Here is an 18,237-nt window from a genome sequence, read left to right on the forward strand (position 1 = left end):
CTGCTGGACATGCGCATTGTGGTTCTGGCCGGTGGCATCGGTGGTGCCCGCTTCCTTCGCGGCCTCAAGCAGGCCGCGCCGGACGCGGAGATCACGGTCGTCGGCAACACCGGTGACGACATCCATCTCTTCGGGCTGAAGGTCTGCCCCGACCTGGACACGGTGATGTACACCCTCGGCGGTGGCATCAACGAGGAACAGGGCTGGGGCCGCCTCGACGAGTCCTTCACGGTCAAGGAGGAGCTCGCGGCGTACGGCGTCGGACCCGAGTGGTTCGGCCTCGGAGACCGGGACTTCGCGACCCACATCGTCCGGACGCAGATGCTCGGCGCGGGCTACCCGCTGAGCGCCGTCACCGAGGCGCTGTGCGACCGCTGGAAGCCAGGCGTGCGGCTGATCCCCATGTCCGACGACCGCGTCGAAACGCACGTCGCGATCGAGGTCGACGGCGAGCAGCGGGCCGTGCACTTCCAGGAGTACTGGGTGAAGCTGCGCGCCTCCGTGGACGCGAAGGCCGTCGTGCCGGTCGGCGCGGAGGCGGCGAAGCCCGCGCCGGGCGTCCTCGACGCGATCGCCGGGGCGGACGTCATCCTCTTCCCGCCGTCCAACCCCGTGGTGAGCGTCGGGACGATCCTGGCCGTGCCCGGGATCCGCGAGGCGATCGTCGCGGCCGGCGCCGCCGGGACGCCGGTCGTGGGCCTCTCCCCCATCGTGGGCGACGCGCCGGTGCGGGGCATGGCCGACAAGGTGCTCGCGGCGGTCGGCGTGGAGGCCACGGCAACGGCGGTGGCCCTGCACTACGGCTCCGAACTCGTCGACGGCTGGCTCGTGGACACCGTGGACGCGGGCGCCGTGGCGGACGTCGAGGCGGCGGGCATCCGCTGCCGGGCGGTGCCGCTGATGATGACGGACGTCGAGGCGACGGCCGCGATGGCGCGTGAGGCGCTGGCGCTCGCCGAGGAGGTCCGCGGGTGACCACCGGCCCGTCTTCGTACGGCTCCTTTGCTGACGGGCCCTCTGCTGGTGGGTCCTCTGACGGCGGGTCCTTCACCGGTGGTTCCTCTGCTGGTGAGCCCTCTGCCGGTGGATCCCCTGCTGGTGGGGCCTTCGCCGGTGGGTCTGCCCCTTCGTATCGGGTCTGGGCCCTGGACGGGCTGCCCGAGGTGGGGGCCGGGGACGATCTGGCCAAGCTCATCGCCTCCGTCTCGCCGGGGCTCGTCGACGGTGACGTCCTGCTCGTCACCTCCAAGATCGTGAGCAAGGCCGAGGGGCGGGTGATCGCCGCCGACGACCGCGAGGAGGCGATAGACGCCGAGACCGTACGGGTGGTGGCGCGGCGCGGCACCCTCCGTATCGTCGAGAACCGGCAGGGGCTCGTCATGGCCGCCGCCGGCGTCGACGCCTCCAACACCCCTTCCGAGACCGTGCTGTTGCTGCCGGAGGACCCCGACGCCTCGGCGCGGAGCATCCGTTCGGGGCTGCGCGAGGCGCTCGGCGTCGACGTCGGCGTCGTCGTCACGGACACCTTCGGGCGGCCCTGGCGCTCCGGTCTCACCGACGTCGCCATCGGCGCTGCCGGGGTGCGGGTCCTCGACGACCTGCGCGGCGGCACCGACGCGTACGGCAATCCGCTGAGCGCGACCGTGGTCGCCACCGCCGACGAACTCGCCGCCGCCGGCGACCTGGTGAAGGGCAAGGCGAGCGGTCTTCCGGTCGCCGTCGTCCGGGGCCTGCCGCACGTGGTGGCCGGGGACGAGGAGCCGGGGGCGCGGGCGCTCGTGCGCGGCGCCGCCGACGACATGTTCCGGCTCGGGACGTCGGAGGCCGTACGGGAGGCGGTGACGCTGCGGCGGACCGTACGGGAGTTCACCGGCGAACCGGTCGACCCCGGTGCGGTACGGCGTGCGGTCGCCGCGGCTGTGACGGCACCGGCCCCGCACCACACGACCCCCTGGCGGTTCGTGCTCCTGGAGTCCGCGGAGTCGCGGACGCGGCTGCTCGACGCGATGCGGGACGCGTGGATCGCGGACCTGCGGCGGGACGGGAGGTCCGAGGAGTCGGTGGCCAAGCGCGTGCGGCGCGGGGACGTCCTGCGCAAGGCGCCCTATCTGGCCGTCCCCTGCCTCGTGACGGACGGCGCCCACCACTACGGCGATCCGCGCAGGGACGCCGCCGAGCGCGAGATGTTCGTGGTCGCGGCGGGCGCGGGCGTACAGAACTTCCTGGTGGCGCTCGCGGGTGAGCGGCTGGGTTCGGCGTGGGTGTCGTCGACGATGTTCTGCCGGGACGTCGTACGGGACGTCCTCGGGCTGCCGGAGGGCTGGGACCCGATGGGCGCGGTGGCGATCGGGCATCCGGCGGCGGCGCCGAAGGAGCGGGCCGCGCGGTCGGCCACGGAGTTCCTCACCGTGCGGTGACGGACCGCGCGCGCCGCGTGGGCCCTACAGCGCCCTGATGTCGTTCGGCGTCATGCGGGGTGCCCTGCGGGGCGGGACGTGGCCGCTGAGGAGGATCAGGCGGGCCGCGCGGTGGCGTTGGCCCGCGTACGGGGCCAGGAGCGCCAGCATCGCCTCGTCGTCGGTCGTACGGTCGCCCGCGAGCGCCCAGCCGACGATGCCGGGGAGGTGGAGGTCGCCGGTGGTGACCTCGTCGGGTGCGCCGTTGCTGCGCTGGATCGTTTCGGCGCTCGTCCAGGGGCCGATCCCGGGGATCAGTTCCAGTCGCTTGCGGGCCGCCGGCGGGTCCATGTGCGCGGCCTCCTCCAGGCGGGCGGCCACCCGGGCGGCGCGGACGATCGTGGCCGAGCGCTTGCCGTCGACGTTCGCGCGGTGCCACTCCCAGGACGGGATCCGGGTCCAGGTGCGGGCGTCGGGCATCGCGTACATGCCGTCGGGGGCGGGGCCGGGGGCCGGCTCGCCGTACTTCCGTACGAGGGCGCGCCAGGACCCGTACGCCTCGGTCGTGGTGACCTTCTGCTCCAGGACCGACGGGATCAGCGACTCCAGGACCAGACCGGTGCGGGTGAGGCGCAGGCCGGGGCGGCGGCGGTGGCTCGCCAGGAGCAGTCTGTGGCGGGGGACGAAGGCGGCCGGGTCGTCCTCGGCGCCGAGCAGCGCGGGGAGGCGGTCCAGGAGCCAGGTCGCTCCCGGGCCCCAGGCCTCGGCCGCGGGCCGTCCCTCGCGCATGCGGACACGGAGGGTTCCGGGGCCTTCGGGGGTGCGGCTGGCCCGCCAGACGGAGCCGTCGGGGGTGGTGCGGAAGGTGGGGTCGGCGGGGCCGCGGCGGAGGGGGCCGAGGGTGAGGCCCAGGTCCGGACCGTCCCCTTCCAGAGTGTGGGTCCGGGGGAGCTCTCCGCCGCGCACGGTGGTGCGGGTGGGGTTGGTGGGGGGTGTGAAGCGGCCGGCCATGGCTATGAGACTACGCGGGGGCCTGGCGGGGGCGGGGCCCTCGTGCGGGACGGCGGTGCGGAACCGTCCCCGGGCCTACGTGCGGCGGGCGACGTGGCGGGGGCCCGCCACGTCGCCCGTTCTCGCGCTCCGGGGTTACTGGTCCGAGGAGAAGCGGACCGCGTTGGCGGGGAGCCTGGTGTCGCACCAGACGCGGACGCCTTCGCGGAGTTCGTTGTCCGGGCCCACGTGGGCGCCGTCGCCTATGACCGCGCCCGTGAGGACCGTGCGGGCTCCGATGCGGGCGCCCGCGCCGACGAGGGAGTCGGTGATCACCGCGCCCGGTTCGATCACCGCGCCCGCCAGGATCGTGGAGCCCGTGATGCGGGCGCCCTCGCCGACCACCGCGTCCGCGCCGACGACCGTGCCGCCGGTCAGCTTGGCGTCCGGGGCGACCCGGGCCGACGGGAGGACCAGGCGGTCGCCGCAGCGGCCCGGGACGGCCGGGGAGGGGGCGCGGCCGAGGACCAGGTCGGCGGAGCCGCGGACGAAGGCCTGCGGGGTGCCGAGGTCCAGCCAGTACGTGGAGTCGACCATGCCCTGGAGGTGGGCTCCGGAGGAGAGGAGCTCCGGGAAGGTCTCGCGCTCGACGGAGACCGGGCGGCCCGTGGGGATCGTGTCGATGACCGAGCGGCGGAAGACGTACGCGCCGGCGTTGATCTGGTCCGTGACGATCTCCTCGGGGGTCTGGGGCTTCTCCAGGAAGGCCGTCACCCGGCCCGTCCCGTCCGTGGGGACCAGGCCGAAGGCGCGCGGGTCCTCGACCCGGGTCAGGTGGAGCGAGACGTCCGCGCCGGAGGTGGCGTGGGTGTCGACGAGGGCACGGATGTCCAGGCCCGTGAGGATGTCCCCGTTGAAGATGAGGACCGGGTCGTCGGGGCCCGAGTGGAGGCGCGAGGCGACGTTGCGTATCGCGCCTCCCGTGCCGAGCGGCTCCTCCTCCGTGACGTACTCCAGGCTCAGGCCGAGGTCGGAGCCGTCACCGAAGTGCGGCTCGAAGACCTCGGCCAGGTAGGAGGTGGCGAGCACGATGTGCTCGACGCCGGCGGCGCGGGCGCGGGCCAGCTGGTGCGTCAGGAAGGGGACGCCTGCCGCCGGGACCATGGGTTTGGGCGTGTTGACCGTGAGGGGTCGCAGCCTTGTGCCCTTGCCACCGACCAGGAGGATCGCTTCAGTCACCTTGTCGTCTCTGCTTCCTGTTCGGGGCCGGTCCGCCCGCCCGTCTCGGTCGTCCGTGCGATATGACCGGTCAGTTTAGGCAGATGGTTGCCTGCCTGACCCCATCAGCGCCTTCCCTGGTACTTCGCCGAGGTCGTCCTGGCCGTACCGAGCTTGTTGTACAGGCGTGCGCCGGGGCACTCGGTGGCGAATCCGTCACGGTGTCCGGCGATGGTGCGGAACTTGACGCTCTTGCCCTTCTTGTACAGGTTTCCGCCCCCTGAGGTCAGATACGTCGTGCCCTTCGGGTTCACCCCGTGCAGACCGAGCTTCCAGGCCGTCAGCCGGGCGACGGCGGTGAGCACGGCGGCCGGCGGACCGCTCTTGCTGTACGTGCCGAGGACGGCGATGCCCATGGTGTTGGTGTTGAAACCGAGGGTGTGCGCGCCGAGGACGGGCTTGGCCACGCCCCCCGCACGGCCTTCGTAGATGTTTCCGCACTTGTCGACGGCGAAGTTGTAGCCGAAGTCACGCCATCCACTGCTCTTGACGTGGTAGCGGTAGATACTGCGCAGGACGGAGGGCGCCTGGCGGCAGGTGTAGTTGTTGCCGGTGGCGCTGTGGTGGACGAAGGCCGCCTTGATGCTCTTGGTGTAGACGAAGCCCTTCTCGCGGAGCTTTTCGTCGGCGCCCCAGCCCTTGCGCGTGATGATCTTCGGGCGGGGGCCGATGTACGGCTTCGCCGCGACCGCCGCGACCTGGGTGACCGCCGTGGCCGAGGTGGCCTGGGCCTGGGCCTGGGCCTGGGCCTGGGCTGACTCGGCCTGTGCTGACGGGGCCCGCGCTGACTCGGCCTGGGCGAGCGGGGCGTGGCGGAGCGGCGCCTCGGTCGCCGCCTTCGACAGCGCCGGGATCCAGGCCGCGCCGTACGGCGCCAGATGCGCGTTGACCGCGCCGGCCGCCGCCTCCGCCGCCGTCGGGCCGGTCGGGACCGCCGCCGTACGCGTGCGGGGGGCGGCGGCGCCCTGGCCCGCTCCCGGCTCCGCGCCGGGGTCGACCAGTTCGAGGCGCAGGCCCTCGGGGAGCTGTTCCTCCCCTCGTACGCGGATCTCGACGCCGTCCGAGTCGCCCACCCAGAGCGGCGCCGTGGCGCCCTTGAGCGCCCGGGCGGCGCCCTCCGCGGTCTCCGGGTCGGCGCCGTGCTCGTCGTTGTGGGTCTCCACGTCCTGCCACTCCGACCAGCTCCCGCCGCCGGTGGCCCGGGTGCGGACCTGCACGGTGCCGTGGAGCGCGGCCGTCGGGTCGTCCCAGACGACGCCGACGAGGGAGAACGGTCTGACGTCGCGTCGGGCCAGGCCCCGCTCGCCCGGATCGAACCCGGTTCCGCCGCCGAAGCCGCGTACGGAACCGCCCAGGGGCACGAGAGGCAGCGACTGGGTGGAGCCGGGCAGCCGGTCGGGCCCCGGTGGCAGCGCGGCGACCGCCGGTGGCGCCGTGGCCGCCGCGGGCGCGGCGAGGGAGACCGGCAGGGCGAGTACCGCCGTGCAGGTGACGGCGATCGAGGTGGCGAGTGAGGCACGCATGGGCCGATCGTGCGTATCCCCGGCGCGTTCCGCGCGCCGGGAATCCGCACGGAAATTGACGGGCCGTCGGGCCGACCGGTGGACGGTGTCACCGGTACGGAGGACCGCGCGCGCCCGCCCGCGTACGCTGTCCGGCGTGAACGCCAGCGACCGCACCCCCGCCGACCTGCTGCGATCCGCACTCGCCGCGGACCCCGCCCGCCCCTTGGTCACTTTCTACGACGACGCCACCGGTGAGCGCGTGGAATTGTCCGTCGCCACCTTCGCCAATTGGGTGGCCAAGACGGCGAACCTGCTCCAGGGCGAGCTGTCCGCCGGCCCGGGCGACCGGCTCGCGCTGCTGCTGCCCGCGCACTGGCAGACGGCCGTCTGGCTGCTCGCCTGCTCCTCCGTCGGGGTGGCCGTCGAGATCGGCGGCGATCCCGCGGACGCCGACCTCGTGGTCGCCGGGCCGGACACCCTTGAGGCGGGTCTCGCCTGTTCCGGTGAGCGGATCGCGCTCTCGCTGGCGCCGCTGGGTCGCCGCTTCCCCACTCCGCCCGCCGGGTACGCGGACTACGCGGTCGAGGTGCCGAGCCAGGGCGACCGGTTCGCGCCGTTCGTGCCGGTGGACCCGGAGGCTCCCGCCCTCGTCGTCGACGGTACGGAACGGAGCGGCTCGCAGCTCGTCGAGCAGGCGCGCGTGGAGGCGGCGGCGCTCGGTCTCGCCCCCGGCTCCCGGGTGCTCTCCGGCCTCGACTACGACGGCTGGCAGGGCCTCTCGACCGGTCTGTACGCGCCGCTCGCGGCCGGCGGCTCGGTCGTGCTGTGCCGGAACCCGGACCGGCTCGCGCCCGACGCCCTGGAGAAGCGCGTGGAGAGCGAGCGGGTGACCCACACGGCTCTCTGAGCCGCGGTTCACCCTGTTGGACCAGCACCGCGCCGAGCCCCCGGGTCCCCGCGCCGACTCCGGTACATGATCGGCCCGGGGGGAGTCGCCTCCTTCCGCACAACCATGCGTCGGGCTCGGCCGTCTCCTTCGATGACCGGTGGCCGCCGGGCGCGCCGCCGACGCCTCGAAGGACGGACTCAGACGTGACGGACCGTGCTGGCACGCCGCCCGAACCGGATCCCCCGGCAGCGGAGGACACGGCGCCGGGTGCTCCGGAGGTGCCGCGCCGGCGCCACTGGCTGCGGTGGACGGCTCTCGGGGTCTCGGTCGTGGTGCTGATCGCGGCCGGGGTCGGGTGGTGGTTCTACCGGAAGCTCGACGGCAACATCACCACGGACACGACGGCCGCCGCCGAGCTGCGGAAGTACGAGAAGGAGCGGCCGACGGCGGGGACCACCACGGCCAGGAGCATCCTGCTGATCGGCTCGGACACCCGGACCGGTGAGGGCAACCGCAAGTACGGCAAGGACGAGGGCACCCAGCGCTCGGACACGACGATCCTGCTGCACCTCTCGGCGGAGAAGTCGAGCGCGACCGCCGTCTCGCTCCCCCGCGACCTGATGGTGACGATCCCGGCCTGCACCACGGCCGGCGGGACACGGACCCGCGAGCAGTTCGCGCAGTTCAACTCCGCCTTCGAGCTCGGCGGTACGGCGTGCACGATCCGTACCGTCGAGAAGCTGACCGGGATCCGCGTCGACAACCACATGGTCATCGACTTCCGGGGCTTCAAGAAGATGGTCGACGCCGTGGACGGGGTGGAGGTCTGCCTCAAGGAGCCCGTCGACGACGCCGACGCCAAGCTGAAGCTGCCCGCGGGGCGCCAGACGCTCCACGGGGAGCAGGCGCTGGGCTTCGTACGGGCCAGGAAGTCGATCGGCAACGGCAGCGACACGGAACGCATGGACCGGCAGCAGCAGTTCCTCGGCGCGCTCGTCAACAAGGTGCAGAGCGACGGGGTCCTGCTGAACCCGACCAAGCTCTACCCGGTCCTGGACGCGGCCACGAAGGCGATCACGACCGACCCGGGGCTCGACTCGCTGCGGGACCTGTACGACCTGGCGCGCGCCATGCGGGCCATCCCGACGGACAAGGTGCAATTCCTCACGGTGCCGCGCCGGCCGTACACGTACAACGCGAATAGGGACGAACTGGTACAGCCGGCGGCGAGTCAACTCTTCCGGCAGCTACGGGAGGACAAGCCCGTCCTCGTGACCCCGCACACCGACGAGGAGAGCGGGGAGAAGAGCGGCGGGACGGGCGGGGACGGGAAGCCCGACGACGCGGACACCCCGACGCCCTCCGCGACGCCGACCTTCACGGGGCGGAACGCGGCGGAGGGCGTGTGCGCTTAGGGCGCCGCGGACGCGGTGGGTAAAGGGCTACCCAAGGGGAGGGCAGGGTCGGATGAGGTTTGAGCAAATTGCCCGGTTGTAAGGGGCGTGGAATTTGTCACTGACGTCGCCCCACGCTGAACTGGGCGGATAGTGTGACGCGATCCGGTGCACCCCGACCGACTGGTCGCCGCACTCACCAAGGATCGAACGACCGAGAGAGCGGCGCCGGGGGAGGCGCCTCGCGTGGCACCGACGGAGGACTCGAGTAACCGTGGACGCGCACAGCCGTGGACGGGCGGACGAGATCGACCCCGCCGACCAGTGGGTACTCAACCCGCAGACCGGCAACTACGAACTGCGACTGGACCACTCCGCTGGGCAGTCGGCGTCGCGGACCCCGTCCGTACCGCGTAGATCCACCGTTCCCGCGCCGGCGCCCGCCGACACCTCCGTCTCCGCCCCCGTCGAGGCGCCCGTACCCGGTCAGCGTCGCCGTCGCGTCTCCGAAGAGGGCGGCAGGGGCCCGCAGGGGCCCGCGAGCCGCCGCAAGCGCAAGCAGGGCGCGTCCCGCAAGAAGAAGGTCCTCCTGTGGACCGGTGGCACGATGGCCTTCGTGCTCGTGGGCGGCGCCGCCGGCGCGTACATGCTCTATTCGAAGCTCGACGGCAACATCGACGCCGTCGACGTCGGCACCGCGGCGGTCGAGACACCGGGCATGGACGGGCCGCTCAACATCCTGGTCATCGGCAACGACGTCCGGACCGGCGAGGGCAACGAGAGCTACGGGAACAAGACCAACGTCACCGGCCACGCCGACACGACGTTCCTCATCCACATCGCCGAGGACCGCACCAACGCGACGGCCGTGAGCATCCCCCGGGACCTCAAGACCGAGATCCCGGACTGCCCCACGAAGCAGCCCGACGGCTCGACCAAGGTCATCCCCGGCTCGGTCGGGAAGACCAAGTTCAACGAGTCGTTCGGCGTGGACGGCCGCGACCCCGGCTGCACCATGCGCACCATCACGGAGATGTCCGGCATCGGCATCAACCACTTCATGATGGTCGACTTCAATGCGGTCAAGACGCTGTCGACCGCGGTCGGCGGGGTGAAGGTCTGCCTGACCAAGCCCATCCGCGACACCAAGTACTCCAAGCTCAACCTCGACGCGGGCGAGCACCGCATCCAGGGCGAGGACGCGCTCGCGTTCCTCCGCAACCGTCACGGCCTCGGCAACGAGAGCGACCTGGACCGCATCAAGATGCAGCAGCAGTTCCTCGCGTCGATGATGCGCCAGCTGAAGGAGGACACGCTGGACAGCCCGACGCAGCTGCTCGACGTCGCGGAGGCGGCGACCGACGCGCTGACGGTCGACAAGGGCATAGGAAGTGCCCTGAAGCTGACCAGCCTCGCCAAGGAGATCGGCAAGGTCGACCTCAAGAACATCAGCTTCATGACCGTGCCGGTCGTCGACAACCCCGACGAGCCGCCGAACAAGCGGGCCACTGTCGTCCTCGACCAGACGAAGGCCCCCCAGGTCTTCAGCATGATCCAGAACGACGTCTCCTTCACCGAGGTGAAGAAGAAGGAGAAGGACGCCAAGGACGCCAAGGCGCAGGCCCAGGCGAAGCTGCTCCAGGGCACGCGCGCGAAGGCCGCCGACGTACGCGTCGACGTCTTCAACGGCAGCGGCATCACCGGTGCCGCGCAGTCCACGATCAACTGGCTGCAGAACGACATGGGTGTGACCCGCTCCACCAACAAGAGCAACGCCCCCGAGAAGGCGGCGAAGACCACACTCACCTACGCACCGAACCAGGCCGATCAGGCCCGCAAGCTCGCGGACATGATGGGTCTGCCCGCCACGGCTCTCAAGCCGGGCACGCAGGACGCCGCGGAACGCGAGCCCATGACGCTCGTCCTCGGCGCCGACTTCAAGGGCGCGGGGGTGCCCGTCAAGGGTCCGGCGAAGGCGCCGGACGTCGACAAGGTAGAAGCCGACAAGAAGGTGTGCGCCGAATGACCTGGAAACACCAGGTCTCGGTGCACGGCTGATTCACGAGGGGACCTGGGGTGGGACAGAACGTGCGTGGGGAGGGAACGCGAGGACGTGTTCCGCGCGCCCGTGAACTGGGCTGGGACGACGACCTCTTCGGGGCGGGGGAGGCGACCGGTGCCGGGGGGCGGACGGGCGCCGAGGACGCCGGATCCGGCGCATCCGCCGGATCCGCGGGTACGCAGACGTCGACCCGGGCCGAGCGGCGACGCAACGGCACCAGCGGCGGAGGCGGGACGGAAGCCGGCGGCGACGCGCGGACGGGCCACCGCCGCGGCGGCTCGCGCCGGCGGGCCAAGAAGGCCGGCAAGCGCAAGGCCCTGCGCTGGGTGGCGATCACCCTGGCCGTGCTGATACTCGGCACGGCCGGCGCCGGATACCTGTACTACGAGCACCTCAACGGCAACATCGTCAGCGGTGACCGCGCGGGCGGCAGCAGCGGTGTGAAGAAGGCCGCGCCGAACGCGCTCGGCGACACCCCGCTCAACATCCTCCTGATCGGCTCCGACAGCCGCGAGGACGAGAAGAACATCGCCCTGGGCGGCGGCCGGAACGACAAGGACCGCAAGCCCCTCGCCGACGTGCAGATGCTGCTGCACGTCTCGGCGGACCGCGAGAACGCCTCGCTCATCTCCATCCCGCGCGACACGGTCGTCAGGATCCCGGAGTGCAAGGGCGAGGACGGCACGCCCTACGCCGCGACCACGAACCGGCCCATCAACGAGTCGCTCCAGCGCGGCGGCCCCGGCTGCACCCTCACCACCTGGGAGAGCCTCACCGGGGTCTACATCGACCACTGGCTGATGGTCGACTTCGCCGGGGTCGTGGCCATGGCGGACGAGGTCGGCGGTGTGCCCGTCTGTGTGAAGACGGGGGTGCACGACAAGTCGACCCCGACGGTGAAGGGCGGCTCCGGCCTGAAGCTGCGGAAGGGTACCCACGAGGTCAAGGGCGAGCAGGCGCTCCAGTGGCTGCGCACCCGGCACGCCTTCGGCAGCGACCAGAACCGCGCCAAGGCCCAGCACATGTACATGAACGGGATGATGAAGAAGCTCCAGGAGCAGAACGCCTGGACCGACACCGGTCGGCTGATGGGCCTGGCCGAGACCGCCACCAAGTCCCTCAAGGTCTCGCAGGACCTCGACACCGTGAAGAAGCTCTTCGATCTGTCGATGCAGCTCAAGAACGTGAAGATCGACCGTCTGACGACGGCGACGGTCCCGACCGACCCGTACCCGCCGAACCCCAAGGCGTGGCTCCAGCCGGTGCAGGCCTCCGCCGACAAGATGTGGGCGATGCTCCGTGACGACGTCGCCCTCGACAAGAACGGCGACAAGTCCGGCGCCACGACGAAGCCGAAGCCGACCGCCTCGCCCAAGCCCAAGACGCCTGCCGAGGCTCCCGGATCCTTCGCCGTGACCGTCGTCAACGGCACCGACGGCAACGACGAGCCGGCGGTCGAGGGCCGGGCGGGCAAGATGGCCGAGGCCCTTCAGGCCAAGGGCTTCACCCAGGCCGAGTCCTCCCAGGAGGGCGGCGGCCGCAAGGACACCGTGGTCACCTACCCCAAGGCGGACGGCGACCAGGGGAAGGCGAACGCGCTGTCGGTGACGAAGGCGCTCGGGCTGCCCGACTCGGCCGTACGGGCCGACACCGAGGCCAAGGGCATCACCCTGGTCGTCGGCGCGGACTGGCGCGAGGGCACCACGTACAAGAAGCCGACGGCGGTGGCCGGTGACCTGCCGGAGGGCGCCGACGACAAGGCGACGTGCATGGACGTCTACTCGGTCTACCGGTGGGACGGGACGAGCTGATCCCCCGCACGCGCACAGCTCGCACATGACGGACGGCCGGGCCCCGAAAGGGTCCCGGCCGTCGGTGTCTGTCGGCGGAGCGGTCGTCAGACCGTCTCGGACTCGCCCGCCTTCACCGCCGGACGGCGGCTCGCGATGACCTTCCTGGCCAGCGCGCGCGGGCTCGTCAGGAAGCCGAACCCCCACGACATGTGCATCGTCGCCAGCGCCACCGGGATCTGGAGGCGGGCCTTCAGCGACAGGCCCCTGCCCGCCGGGACCGAGCCCGCCGTGATGGCGGCGAGGTAGCCCGCCGGGATCACGAAGCCGAGCGGGGTGAGCGTCGCACCCGCCACGAGGCCCGCGGCGATGGCGCAGACGGCGGCCGGCGGGGCCAGGTAGCGGAGGTTGATGGAGCCCTGGTGGTAGCGGGCCACCACGTGCCGCCAGCGGCCGTAGTCCTTGTACTGCTTCGCGAGGGCCTTCACCGAGGGCCGCGGGCGGTACTGGACGCGGAGCTCCGGCGAGAACCAGATGAGGCCGCCGGCCTCGCGGATGCGGAAGTTCAGCTCCCAGTCCTGGGCGCGGACGAACTCCACGTTGTACCCGCCCTGCTGCTCCAGGGCCTCGCGCCGGAAGACGCCGAGGTACACAGTCTCCGCCGGGCCGGCCTCGCCGCCCGTGTGGAAGGCGGCGTTGCCCACGCCGATCTTCGAGGTCATCGCGGCGGCGACCGCGTCCTCCCAGGCGTTCTCGCCCTCGGCGTGCATGATGCCGCCGACGTTCTGCGCGCCGGTCTCCTCCAGGAGGCGGACGGCGGTCGCGATGTAGTTCGGCGAGAGCATGCCGTGGCCGTCGACGCGTACGACGATGGGGTGGCGGGAGGCCTGGATCGCGGCGTTGAGCGCGGCGGGGGTACGGCCGGTGGGGTTCGGCACGGTCGTGACGCGGGCCCGCGCGGACGCGGTTTCCCTGACGAGCTCGGCGGCGATCTCGTCGGTGCGGTCCGTGGACGGGCCGAGGGCGATCACCACCTCCATCTCGCCGTCGTAATCCTGCTCCAGGATGTGACGAACCGAGGTGCGCAGATGCCGCTCTTCGTTGAGGACCGGCATGATCACGGAGACGGGGGGCATGGCGTTCATTGCCCGCCACGTTACCGCGAACGGGGGACACGGTTGCGCGCCGCACGGGTGGTGCACCCTTGCGCTGATCGTATGGGCCTACCGTGCTCACGGTTCCCCTCGTCCCACCCGCGGAGGTGTCCGTCCGTGCCCACACCGCCCCGCACGCCCCGTCGCCGGCCCGTCCCCCGGCCGCCCGCACCGGTCCGTCGGCGGCGACCGCGGCGGCCCCGGTGGGGGATGCGGATGGCGACCGCGCTGTCCGTGGGGGTCCTCGCGGCGGGCGGGATCGGGCACGCGGTGGTGACGGGCCTGGACACCGGGATCACCCGGGTCGACCCCTTCAAGGACATGAAGAACCGGCCGCAGGCCGGGCACGGGATGAACGTCCTGGTCGTCGGCACCGACGGCCGGGACCGGATCACCCCGGAGGAGAAGGAGAAGTACCGGCTCGGCGGCGCGCCCTGCCACTGCACCGACACGGTGATGCTCGTGCACATCTCGGAGGACCGGGAGCGGGCGAGCGTCGTCAGCCTGCCCCGGGACTCGTACGCCGAGATGCCCGAGCACACGGACCTGAACAGCGGCGACAAGCACCGGGCGCACCCGGTGAAGCTGAACGCCGCCTATGCGGAGGGCGGGCCCGGGCTCACCGTGCGGACCGTCGAGTCGATGACCGGCGTCAAGATCGACCACTACCTGGAGGTCGACTTCACCAGTTTCATGCGCACGGTGGACGCGGTCGGCGGGGTGCAGATCTGTACGACGCGGGCGGTCAAGGACTCGTACACGGGGCTCGACCTGACGGCCGGCACCCATGAGCTCGACGGCGGGCAGGCCCTGCAGTACGTCCGCTCCCGGCACATCGACGGGGCGGCCGACATCGGGCGCATGCAGCGGCAGCAGAAGTTCCTGGCGGCGCTGATCGACCGGGCGACGAGCGGCGGGGTGCTGCTGAACCCGGTGCGGTTCCGTGAGATGGCCACGACGATGCTGAGCTCGGTCCGGGCGGACGAGGACTTCGGTACGGATCAGATGCTGGCGCTGGCCAAGGCGATGCGGGGCTTCACGCCGGCGTCGTCGGAGTTCGTGTCCGTGCCGATCGGCGACATGAGCTTCCCGGTCAAGGGGATCGGGTCGACGGTGAAGTGGGACGCGGCGAAGGCGCAGAAGCTGTTCCAGGCGCTGCGGGAGGACCGGCCGCTGGCCCCGGCGCCGGCCGCGCGGAAGGCGGGTTCCTCCGGGAAGGGCGCCGCCCCGAAGAACGTCGTCGTGGACGTGCCGCCGCGCACCGTCCGGGTGCAGGTCTACAACGGGACCCGGACGGACGGGCTCGGCCGGAAGGTGGACGACGCGCTGCGCGGCACCGGCTTCGACACCACCCGGACGCCGATGACCGGGGCCGGGCAGGAGCGGGCGCGCACGCTCGTGGAGTACGACCCCCGCTGGGACCGCTCGGCGAAGTCCCTCGCGGCGGCGCTGCCGGGGGCGGAGCTGCGGGCGGTGGCGGGGCGGGGCGGGACGCTGCGGGTGACGGTGGGCGCGGACTACCGGGGCGTCACGGCCGTACGGGCGGAGGACTCGGGGCGGGGCGGACCGTTCGAGGCCGTGACCGGGGACCAGGTGGTGTGCCCGTAGGGCCCTTGGGCCCCTTGGGCGGGGCCGCTTGCCCACGAGCCGCCCCCCGGGGGGTGTCAGTCCTCGTAGCCCTCGGCGGCTCGGCGCTCGCGGAGCTCCTTGATGGCCTGGCGGCGGGCCAGGCGGTGGGTGCGGCGGATCTGGGCCTCCTGGTGGCGGCGCTTGTCCTGCTCCGTCTCCGGGACGACCTGCGGGACGCTCCGCGGCTTGCCGTCCGCGTCGACGGCCGCGAAGACGAGATAGGCCGAGCCGACCTGGGTGGCGGGCGTGGACTCGTTCCAGCGCTCGGCCATGACCCGTACGCCGACCTCCATGGAGGACCGGCCGGTCCAGTTGACCTGGGCCTTCACATGGAGCAGGTCCCCGACCCTGACCGGCTCCAGGAAGACCATCTCGTCCATCGAGGCCGTGACCGCGGGACCGCCCGAGTGCCGGCCCGCGACGGCGCCCGCCGCGTCGTCCACCAGCTTCATGATCACGCCGCCGTGCACCGTACCGAGGAGGTTGGTGTCGTGGCTGGTCATGATGTGGCTGAGGGTGGTGCGGGAGGCCGAGGTGGGCTTGCCGGGGATATCGCCCTGATCTGTCATGCCCTCCACCTTATGCGGGGTACCGGCGCCGTCCCCGTGGGGTCCGTTTTGCATCAGCTTGGCAACAGGGCCGGTCCGATTTTCCACCCGGCCTGTCCAGGGGATTCCCTGGCCCGGCACACTGGTCCGCATGAATGACTGGCCCCATGACGGCGGACACGGCCGTGGCAACGCGAACTCCCAGCCCGAGGGACCTCGCCGGATGAGCCATGTGCAGCGTCCGCAGGTTCCGCCGCAGCAGCCCCCCTACGGCCGGCAGCAGCAGCCGTACGGGCAGCAGCGGCCCCGTGACGGCCAGGGCTACCAGCCGGACTACACACAGGCCCAGGGCTCGGGGTACGACTCCGGTTACAACACCGGCCAGGTCTACGGCGGCCCGCAGCACGGCGGCGGCGGCCAGGGCGGCGGCCAGGGGCCCGTACCCCCGCAGTACGCGCCGCGGCCCGGCGGCGGTCCCGCCCCGGACTGGCGCAAGCGCGCCAAGATCGGCTCGATCGTGCTGGTCGTCGGCGTCCTCGCCTGGGGTATCGGCACCTACGCCTGGGCCAGCTCCCAGATCCGCAACGAGGTCGACCTGTCCAAGGTCATCGAGCGGCCGTCGGAGGGCGACTGCACCACGTATCTGATCGTCGGCTCGGACAGCCGTGAGGGCATGACCGCCGAGGAGAAGAAGAAGCTGCACACCGGCTCCGCCGAGGGCAAGCGGACCGACTCGATGATGATCCTCGCGGCCTGCTCCAGCGGGAACACGATGGTCTCGCTCCCCCGCGACTCGTGGGTGACGATCCCGTCCTTCGTCGGTTCCGACTCGGGCAAGCAGTACGCGGCCCGGGGCGGCGCCAAGCTGAACGCGGCGTACGCGATGGACGGCCCCGAGCTGCTCGTGCGGACCGTCGAGTTCAACACCGGCCTGCGCATCGACCACTACGCGGAGATCGGCTTCGCCGGCTTCGCGAACATCGTGGACGCGCTCGGCGGGGTGGACCTCAACATCGAGAAGGGCTTCAAGGACAAGAAGTCCGGGGCCGACTTCGCGGCCGGCGAGCAGACCCTCAACGGCGAGCAGGCCCTGGCCTTCGTCCGGACCCGGTACGCCTTCGCCGAGTCGGACTTCGCGCGGACGAAGAACCAGCAGAAGTTCCTCGCCGCCCTCGCCAACCAGGCGGCGACGCCGGGCACGATCCTCAACCCGTTCACGCTCTACCCGACGCTCGGCGCCGGTCTGGACACGCTGATCGTGGACAAGGACATGTCGCTGTACGACCTCGGGAAGATGTTCTTCGCCATGAAGGGCATCAACGGCGGCGACGGCAAGTCCATGAACATGCCGCTCGCGGGCCCGGCCCCGCAGAACTCCTACAAGTGGGACATGGCGAAGGTGAAGCAGCTCGTCGAGCAGATCCGGAACGACGAGAAGGTCACCGTCGAATCGAATCGATGAACGTCGCACAGGTGAACAGGTAAGAGAAGAGTTCCCTCCCCGCGCCCGCCGTTGGAGGGGGCTCTTCTCGTTTATGTCGTCATCGACCAAGCCCCGCAGAAGGTCCGCCACCTTCCGCACGGCCGCCATCGCCGCCCTGCTCGTCGCCGGATTCCGGCCGGCCACCTTCGCCGCCGCCGACGCGCCGCCGCCGCCCAGCCTCACCGGCAGCGACTTCGAAATCGACTCCGACGCCAACCTGCGCGTCGACGTCATGGGCGATCTCGACTGGAACAACGTCACGGAGGTCCGCACCCCCGACAACGCGATCGGCAACGCGGACACCTCCTTCGGTCAGGGCACGAAGGAGAACACCGCCGTCCCCACGATCGTCGACGGCGGAATTCCGCCGAACAAGAGCGACCTGAGGCACTTCGGTGTTTATCAGGAGGGCAACACCTCCGACGGCTTCCTGCACCTGTACTGGACCCGCGTGCAGGACCCCAGCGGCTCCACGAACATGGACTTCGAGCTCAACCAGAGCCGGACCAAGAGCGCCAACGGTGTCACCCCGATGAGTACGGTCGGCGACCTGCTGATCACCTACGACCTCGAAGGGGGCGGCACCAAGGCCGGCTGCTCCGACAGCCCGTTCGTCGGTGAGACGGCACAGTTCGTCAACGTCCCGCTCTCGAACACGTTCAAGGACCTGGAGCCCGGCACGTACACGTGCACGGTGGTCGTCGACCCGTGAGCGTGACCTGAGCTGAGCCGGAGCGGCGTCACCCCGTGAGGTGGCGCCGCTCCTCGCTGTCCCGGGGGGGTTACGGGAGGTTGCGGGCCATGACGATGCGCTGGACCTGGTTGGTGCCTTCGTAGATCTGGGTGATCTTGGCGTCGCGCATCATGCGTTCGACGGGGTAGTCGCGGGTGTAGCCGTAGCCGCCGAGGAGCTGGACGGCGTCGATGGTGACCTCCATGGCGACGTCGGAGGCGAAGCACTTGGCGGCGGCGCCGAAGAAGGTGAGGTCTTCCTTGTCGCCGCCGGCGGAGACGCGCTCGCTCCTGGCGGCGGCGGCGTAGGTGAGCTGGCGGGCGGCTTCGAGCTTCATGGCCATGTCGGCGAGCATGAACTGGATGCCCTGGAAGTCGGCGATGGGC

At 71.6% G+C, this 18,237-nt stretch carries 15 protein-coding genes; 9 read left to right on the forward strand and 6 right to left on the reverse strand.

Features of this window, described 5'->3' with window-relative positions; genetic code table 11:
• The first annotated feature begins 9 nt into the window (after positions 1 to 9).
• Complete coding sequence (gene cofD / locus ACWFR1_RS34905; RefSeq protein WP_453558567.1) at positions 10 to 975, forward strand: 2-phospho-L-lactate transferase; 966 nt, start codon at positions 10 to 12, stop codon at positions 973 to 975.
• Positions 972 to 2,417 carry a coenzyme F420-0:L-glutamate ligase gene (locus ACWFR1_RS34910; RefSeq protein WP_453558569.1) on the forward strand — a complete coding sequence of 482 codons (1,446 nt, stop codon included), beginning with the start codon at positions 972 to 974 and terminating at the stop codon, positions 2,415 to 2,417. Before cofD ends, ACWFR1_RS34910 begins: the two co-directional genes overlap by 4 nt.
• Positions 2,418 to 2,441: 24 nt before the next feature.
• Here the strand turns inward: ACWFR1_RS34910 and ACWFR1_RS34915 are convergent, their stop codons facing one another.
• The 3 genes from ACWFR1_RS34915 to ACWFR1_RS34925 all read right to left on the reverse strand — a co-directional run bounded on the left by ACWFR1_RS34915 (position 2,442) and on the right by ACWFR1_RS34925 (position 6,187).
• On the reverse strand, positions 2,442 to 3,407 hold the full coding sequence (locus ACWFR1_RS34915) for a DNA-3-methyladenine glycosylase family protein (RefSeq protein WP_453558572.1): 966 nt from the start codon (positions 3,405 to 3,407) through the stop codon (positions 2,442 to 2,444).
• 135 nt (positions 3,408 to 3,542) lie between these two features.
• Positions 3,543 to 4,625, reverse strand: coding sequence for a sugar phosphate nucleotidyltransferase (locus tag ACWFR1_RS34920; protein WP_453558575.1), 1,083 nt, complete (start codon positions 4,623 to 4,625; stop codon positions 3,543 to 3,545).
• Positions 4,626 to 4,729: 104 nt separating this feature from the next.
• Entirely contained in the window at positions 4,730 to 6,187 is a 1,458-nt protein-coding gene (locus tag ACWFR1_RS34925; RefSeq protein ID WP_453558577.1) for a peptidoglycan recognition protein family protein, read from the reverse strand.
• Between the two features lie 136 nt (positions 6,188 to 6,323).
• Between ACWFR1_RS34925 and ACWFR1_RS34930 the strand changes: the two genes are divergently transcribed.
• The 4 genes from ACWFR1_RS34930 (at position 6,324) to ACWFR1_RS34945 (ending at position 12,325) form a co-directional block, all read left to right on the forward strand.
• Positions 6,324 to 7,076 (forward strand): TIGR03089 family protein, encoded by a 753-nt coding sequence (locus ACWFR1_RS34930; protein ID WP_453558580.1) that lies wholly within the window; start codon positions 6,324 to 6,326, stop codon positions 7,074 to 7,076.
• A gap of 185 nt (positions 7,077 to 7,261) precedes the next feature.
• Complete coding sequence (locus ACWFR1_RS34935; RefSeq protein WP_453558583.1) at positions 7,262 to 8,473, forward strand: LCP family glycopolymer transferase; 1,212 nt, start codon at positions 7,262 to 7,264, stop codon at positions 8,471 to 8,473.
• Between the two features lie 253 nt (positions 8,474 to 8,726).
• Positions 8,727 to 10,478, forward strand: a complete 1,752-nt coding sequence (locus ACWFR1_RS34940) for an LCP family glycopolymer transferase (RefSeq protein WP_453558586.1) — start codon at positions 8,727 to 8,729, stop codon at positions 10,476 to 10,478.
• Positions 10,479 to 10,528: 50 nt separating this feature from the next.
• The gene (locus ACWFR1_RS34945; RefSeq protein ID WP_453558589.1) at positions 10,529 to 12,325 is read left to right on the forward strand and encodes an LCP family protein; all 1,797 of its coding nucleotides are present in this window, start codon (positions 10,529 to 10,531) and stop codon (positions 12,323 to 12,325) included.
• Between the two features lie 86 nt (positions 12,326 to 12,411).
• Here the strand turns inward: ACWFR1_RS34945 and ACWFR1_RS34950 are convergent, their stop codons facing one another.
• On the reverse strand, positions 12,412 to 13,449 hold the full coding sequence (locus ACWFR1_RS34950) for a glycosyltransferase family 2 protein (RefSeq protein ID WP_453558592.1): 1,038 nt from the start codon (positions 13,447 to 13,449) through the stop codon (positions 12,412 to 12,414).
• Positions 13,450 to 13,575: 126 nt separating this feature from the next.
• Between ACWFR1_RS34950 and ACWFR1_RS34955 the strand changes: the two genes are divergently transcribed.
• Positions 13,576 to 15,066: an LCP family protein gene (locus tag ACWFR1_RS34955; RefSeq protein ID WP_453558595.1), complete on the forward strand. Its 1,491-nt coding sequence runs from the start codon at positions 13,576 to 13,578 to the stop codon at positions 15,064 to 15,066.
• 56 nt (positions 15,067 to 15,122) lie between these two features.
• On the opposite strand, the gene ACWFR1_RS34960 is transcribed toward ACWFR1_RS34955, so the two are convergent.
• Positions 15,123 to 15,656 carry an acyl-CoA thioesterase gene (locus ACWFR1_RS34960; RefSeq protein WP_453558598.1) on the reverse strand — a complete coding sequence of 178 codons (534 nt, stop codon included), beginning with the start codon at positions 15,654 to 15,656 and terminating at the stop codon, positions 15,123 to 15,125.
• A gap of 130 nt (positions 15,657 to 15,786) precedes the next feature.
• Here ACWFR1_RS34960 and ACWFR1_RS34965 point away from each other — a divergent pair, with 130 nt between their 5' ends.
• Both ACWFR1_RS34965 and ACWFR1_RS34970 read left to right on the forward strand, forming a co-directional pair.
• A complete protein-coding gene (locus ACWFR1_RS34965) occupies positions 15,787 to 17,097 on the forward strand; it encodes an LCP family protein (RefSeq protein ID WP_453558601.1) in 1,311 nt (436 codons plus the stop codon).
• 73 nt (positions 17,098 to 17,170) lie between these two features.
• On the forward strand, positions 17,171 to 17,830 hold the full coding sequence (locus tag ACWFR1_RS34970; RefSeq protein WP_453558603.1) for a hypothetical protein: 660 nt from the start codon (positions 17,171 to 17,173) through the stop codon (positions 17,828 to 17,830).
• A gap of 70 nt (positions 17,831 to 17,900) precedes the next feature.
• On the opposite strand, the gene ACWFR1_RS34975 is transcribed toward ACWFR1_RS34970, so the two are convergent.
• Positions 17,901 to 18,237: acyl-CoA dehydrogenase family protein (locus ACWFR1_RS34975; RefSeq protein ID WP_453558606.1), on the reverse strand; the 337-nt coding region annotated here is incomplete at its 5' end.

It is taken from the genome of Streptomyces sp. NPDC055103 (assembly GCF_053607625.1).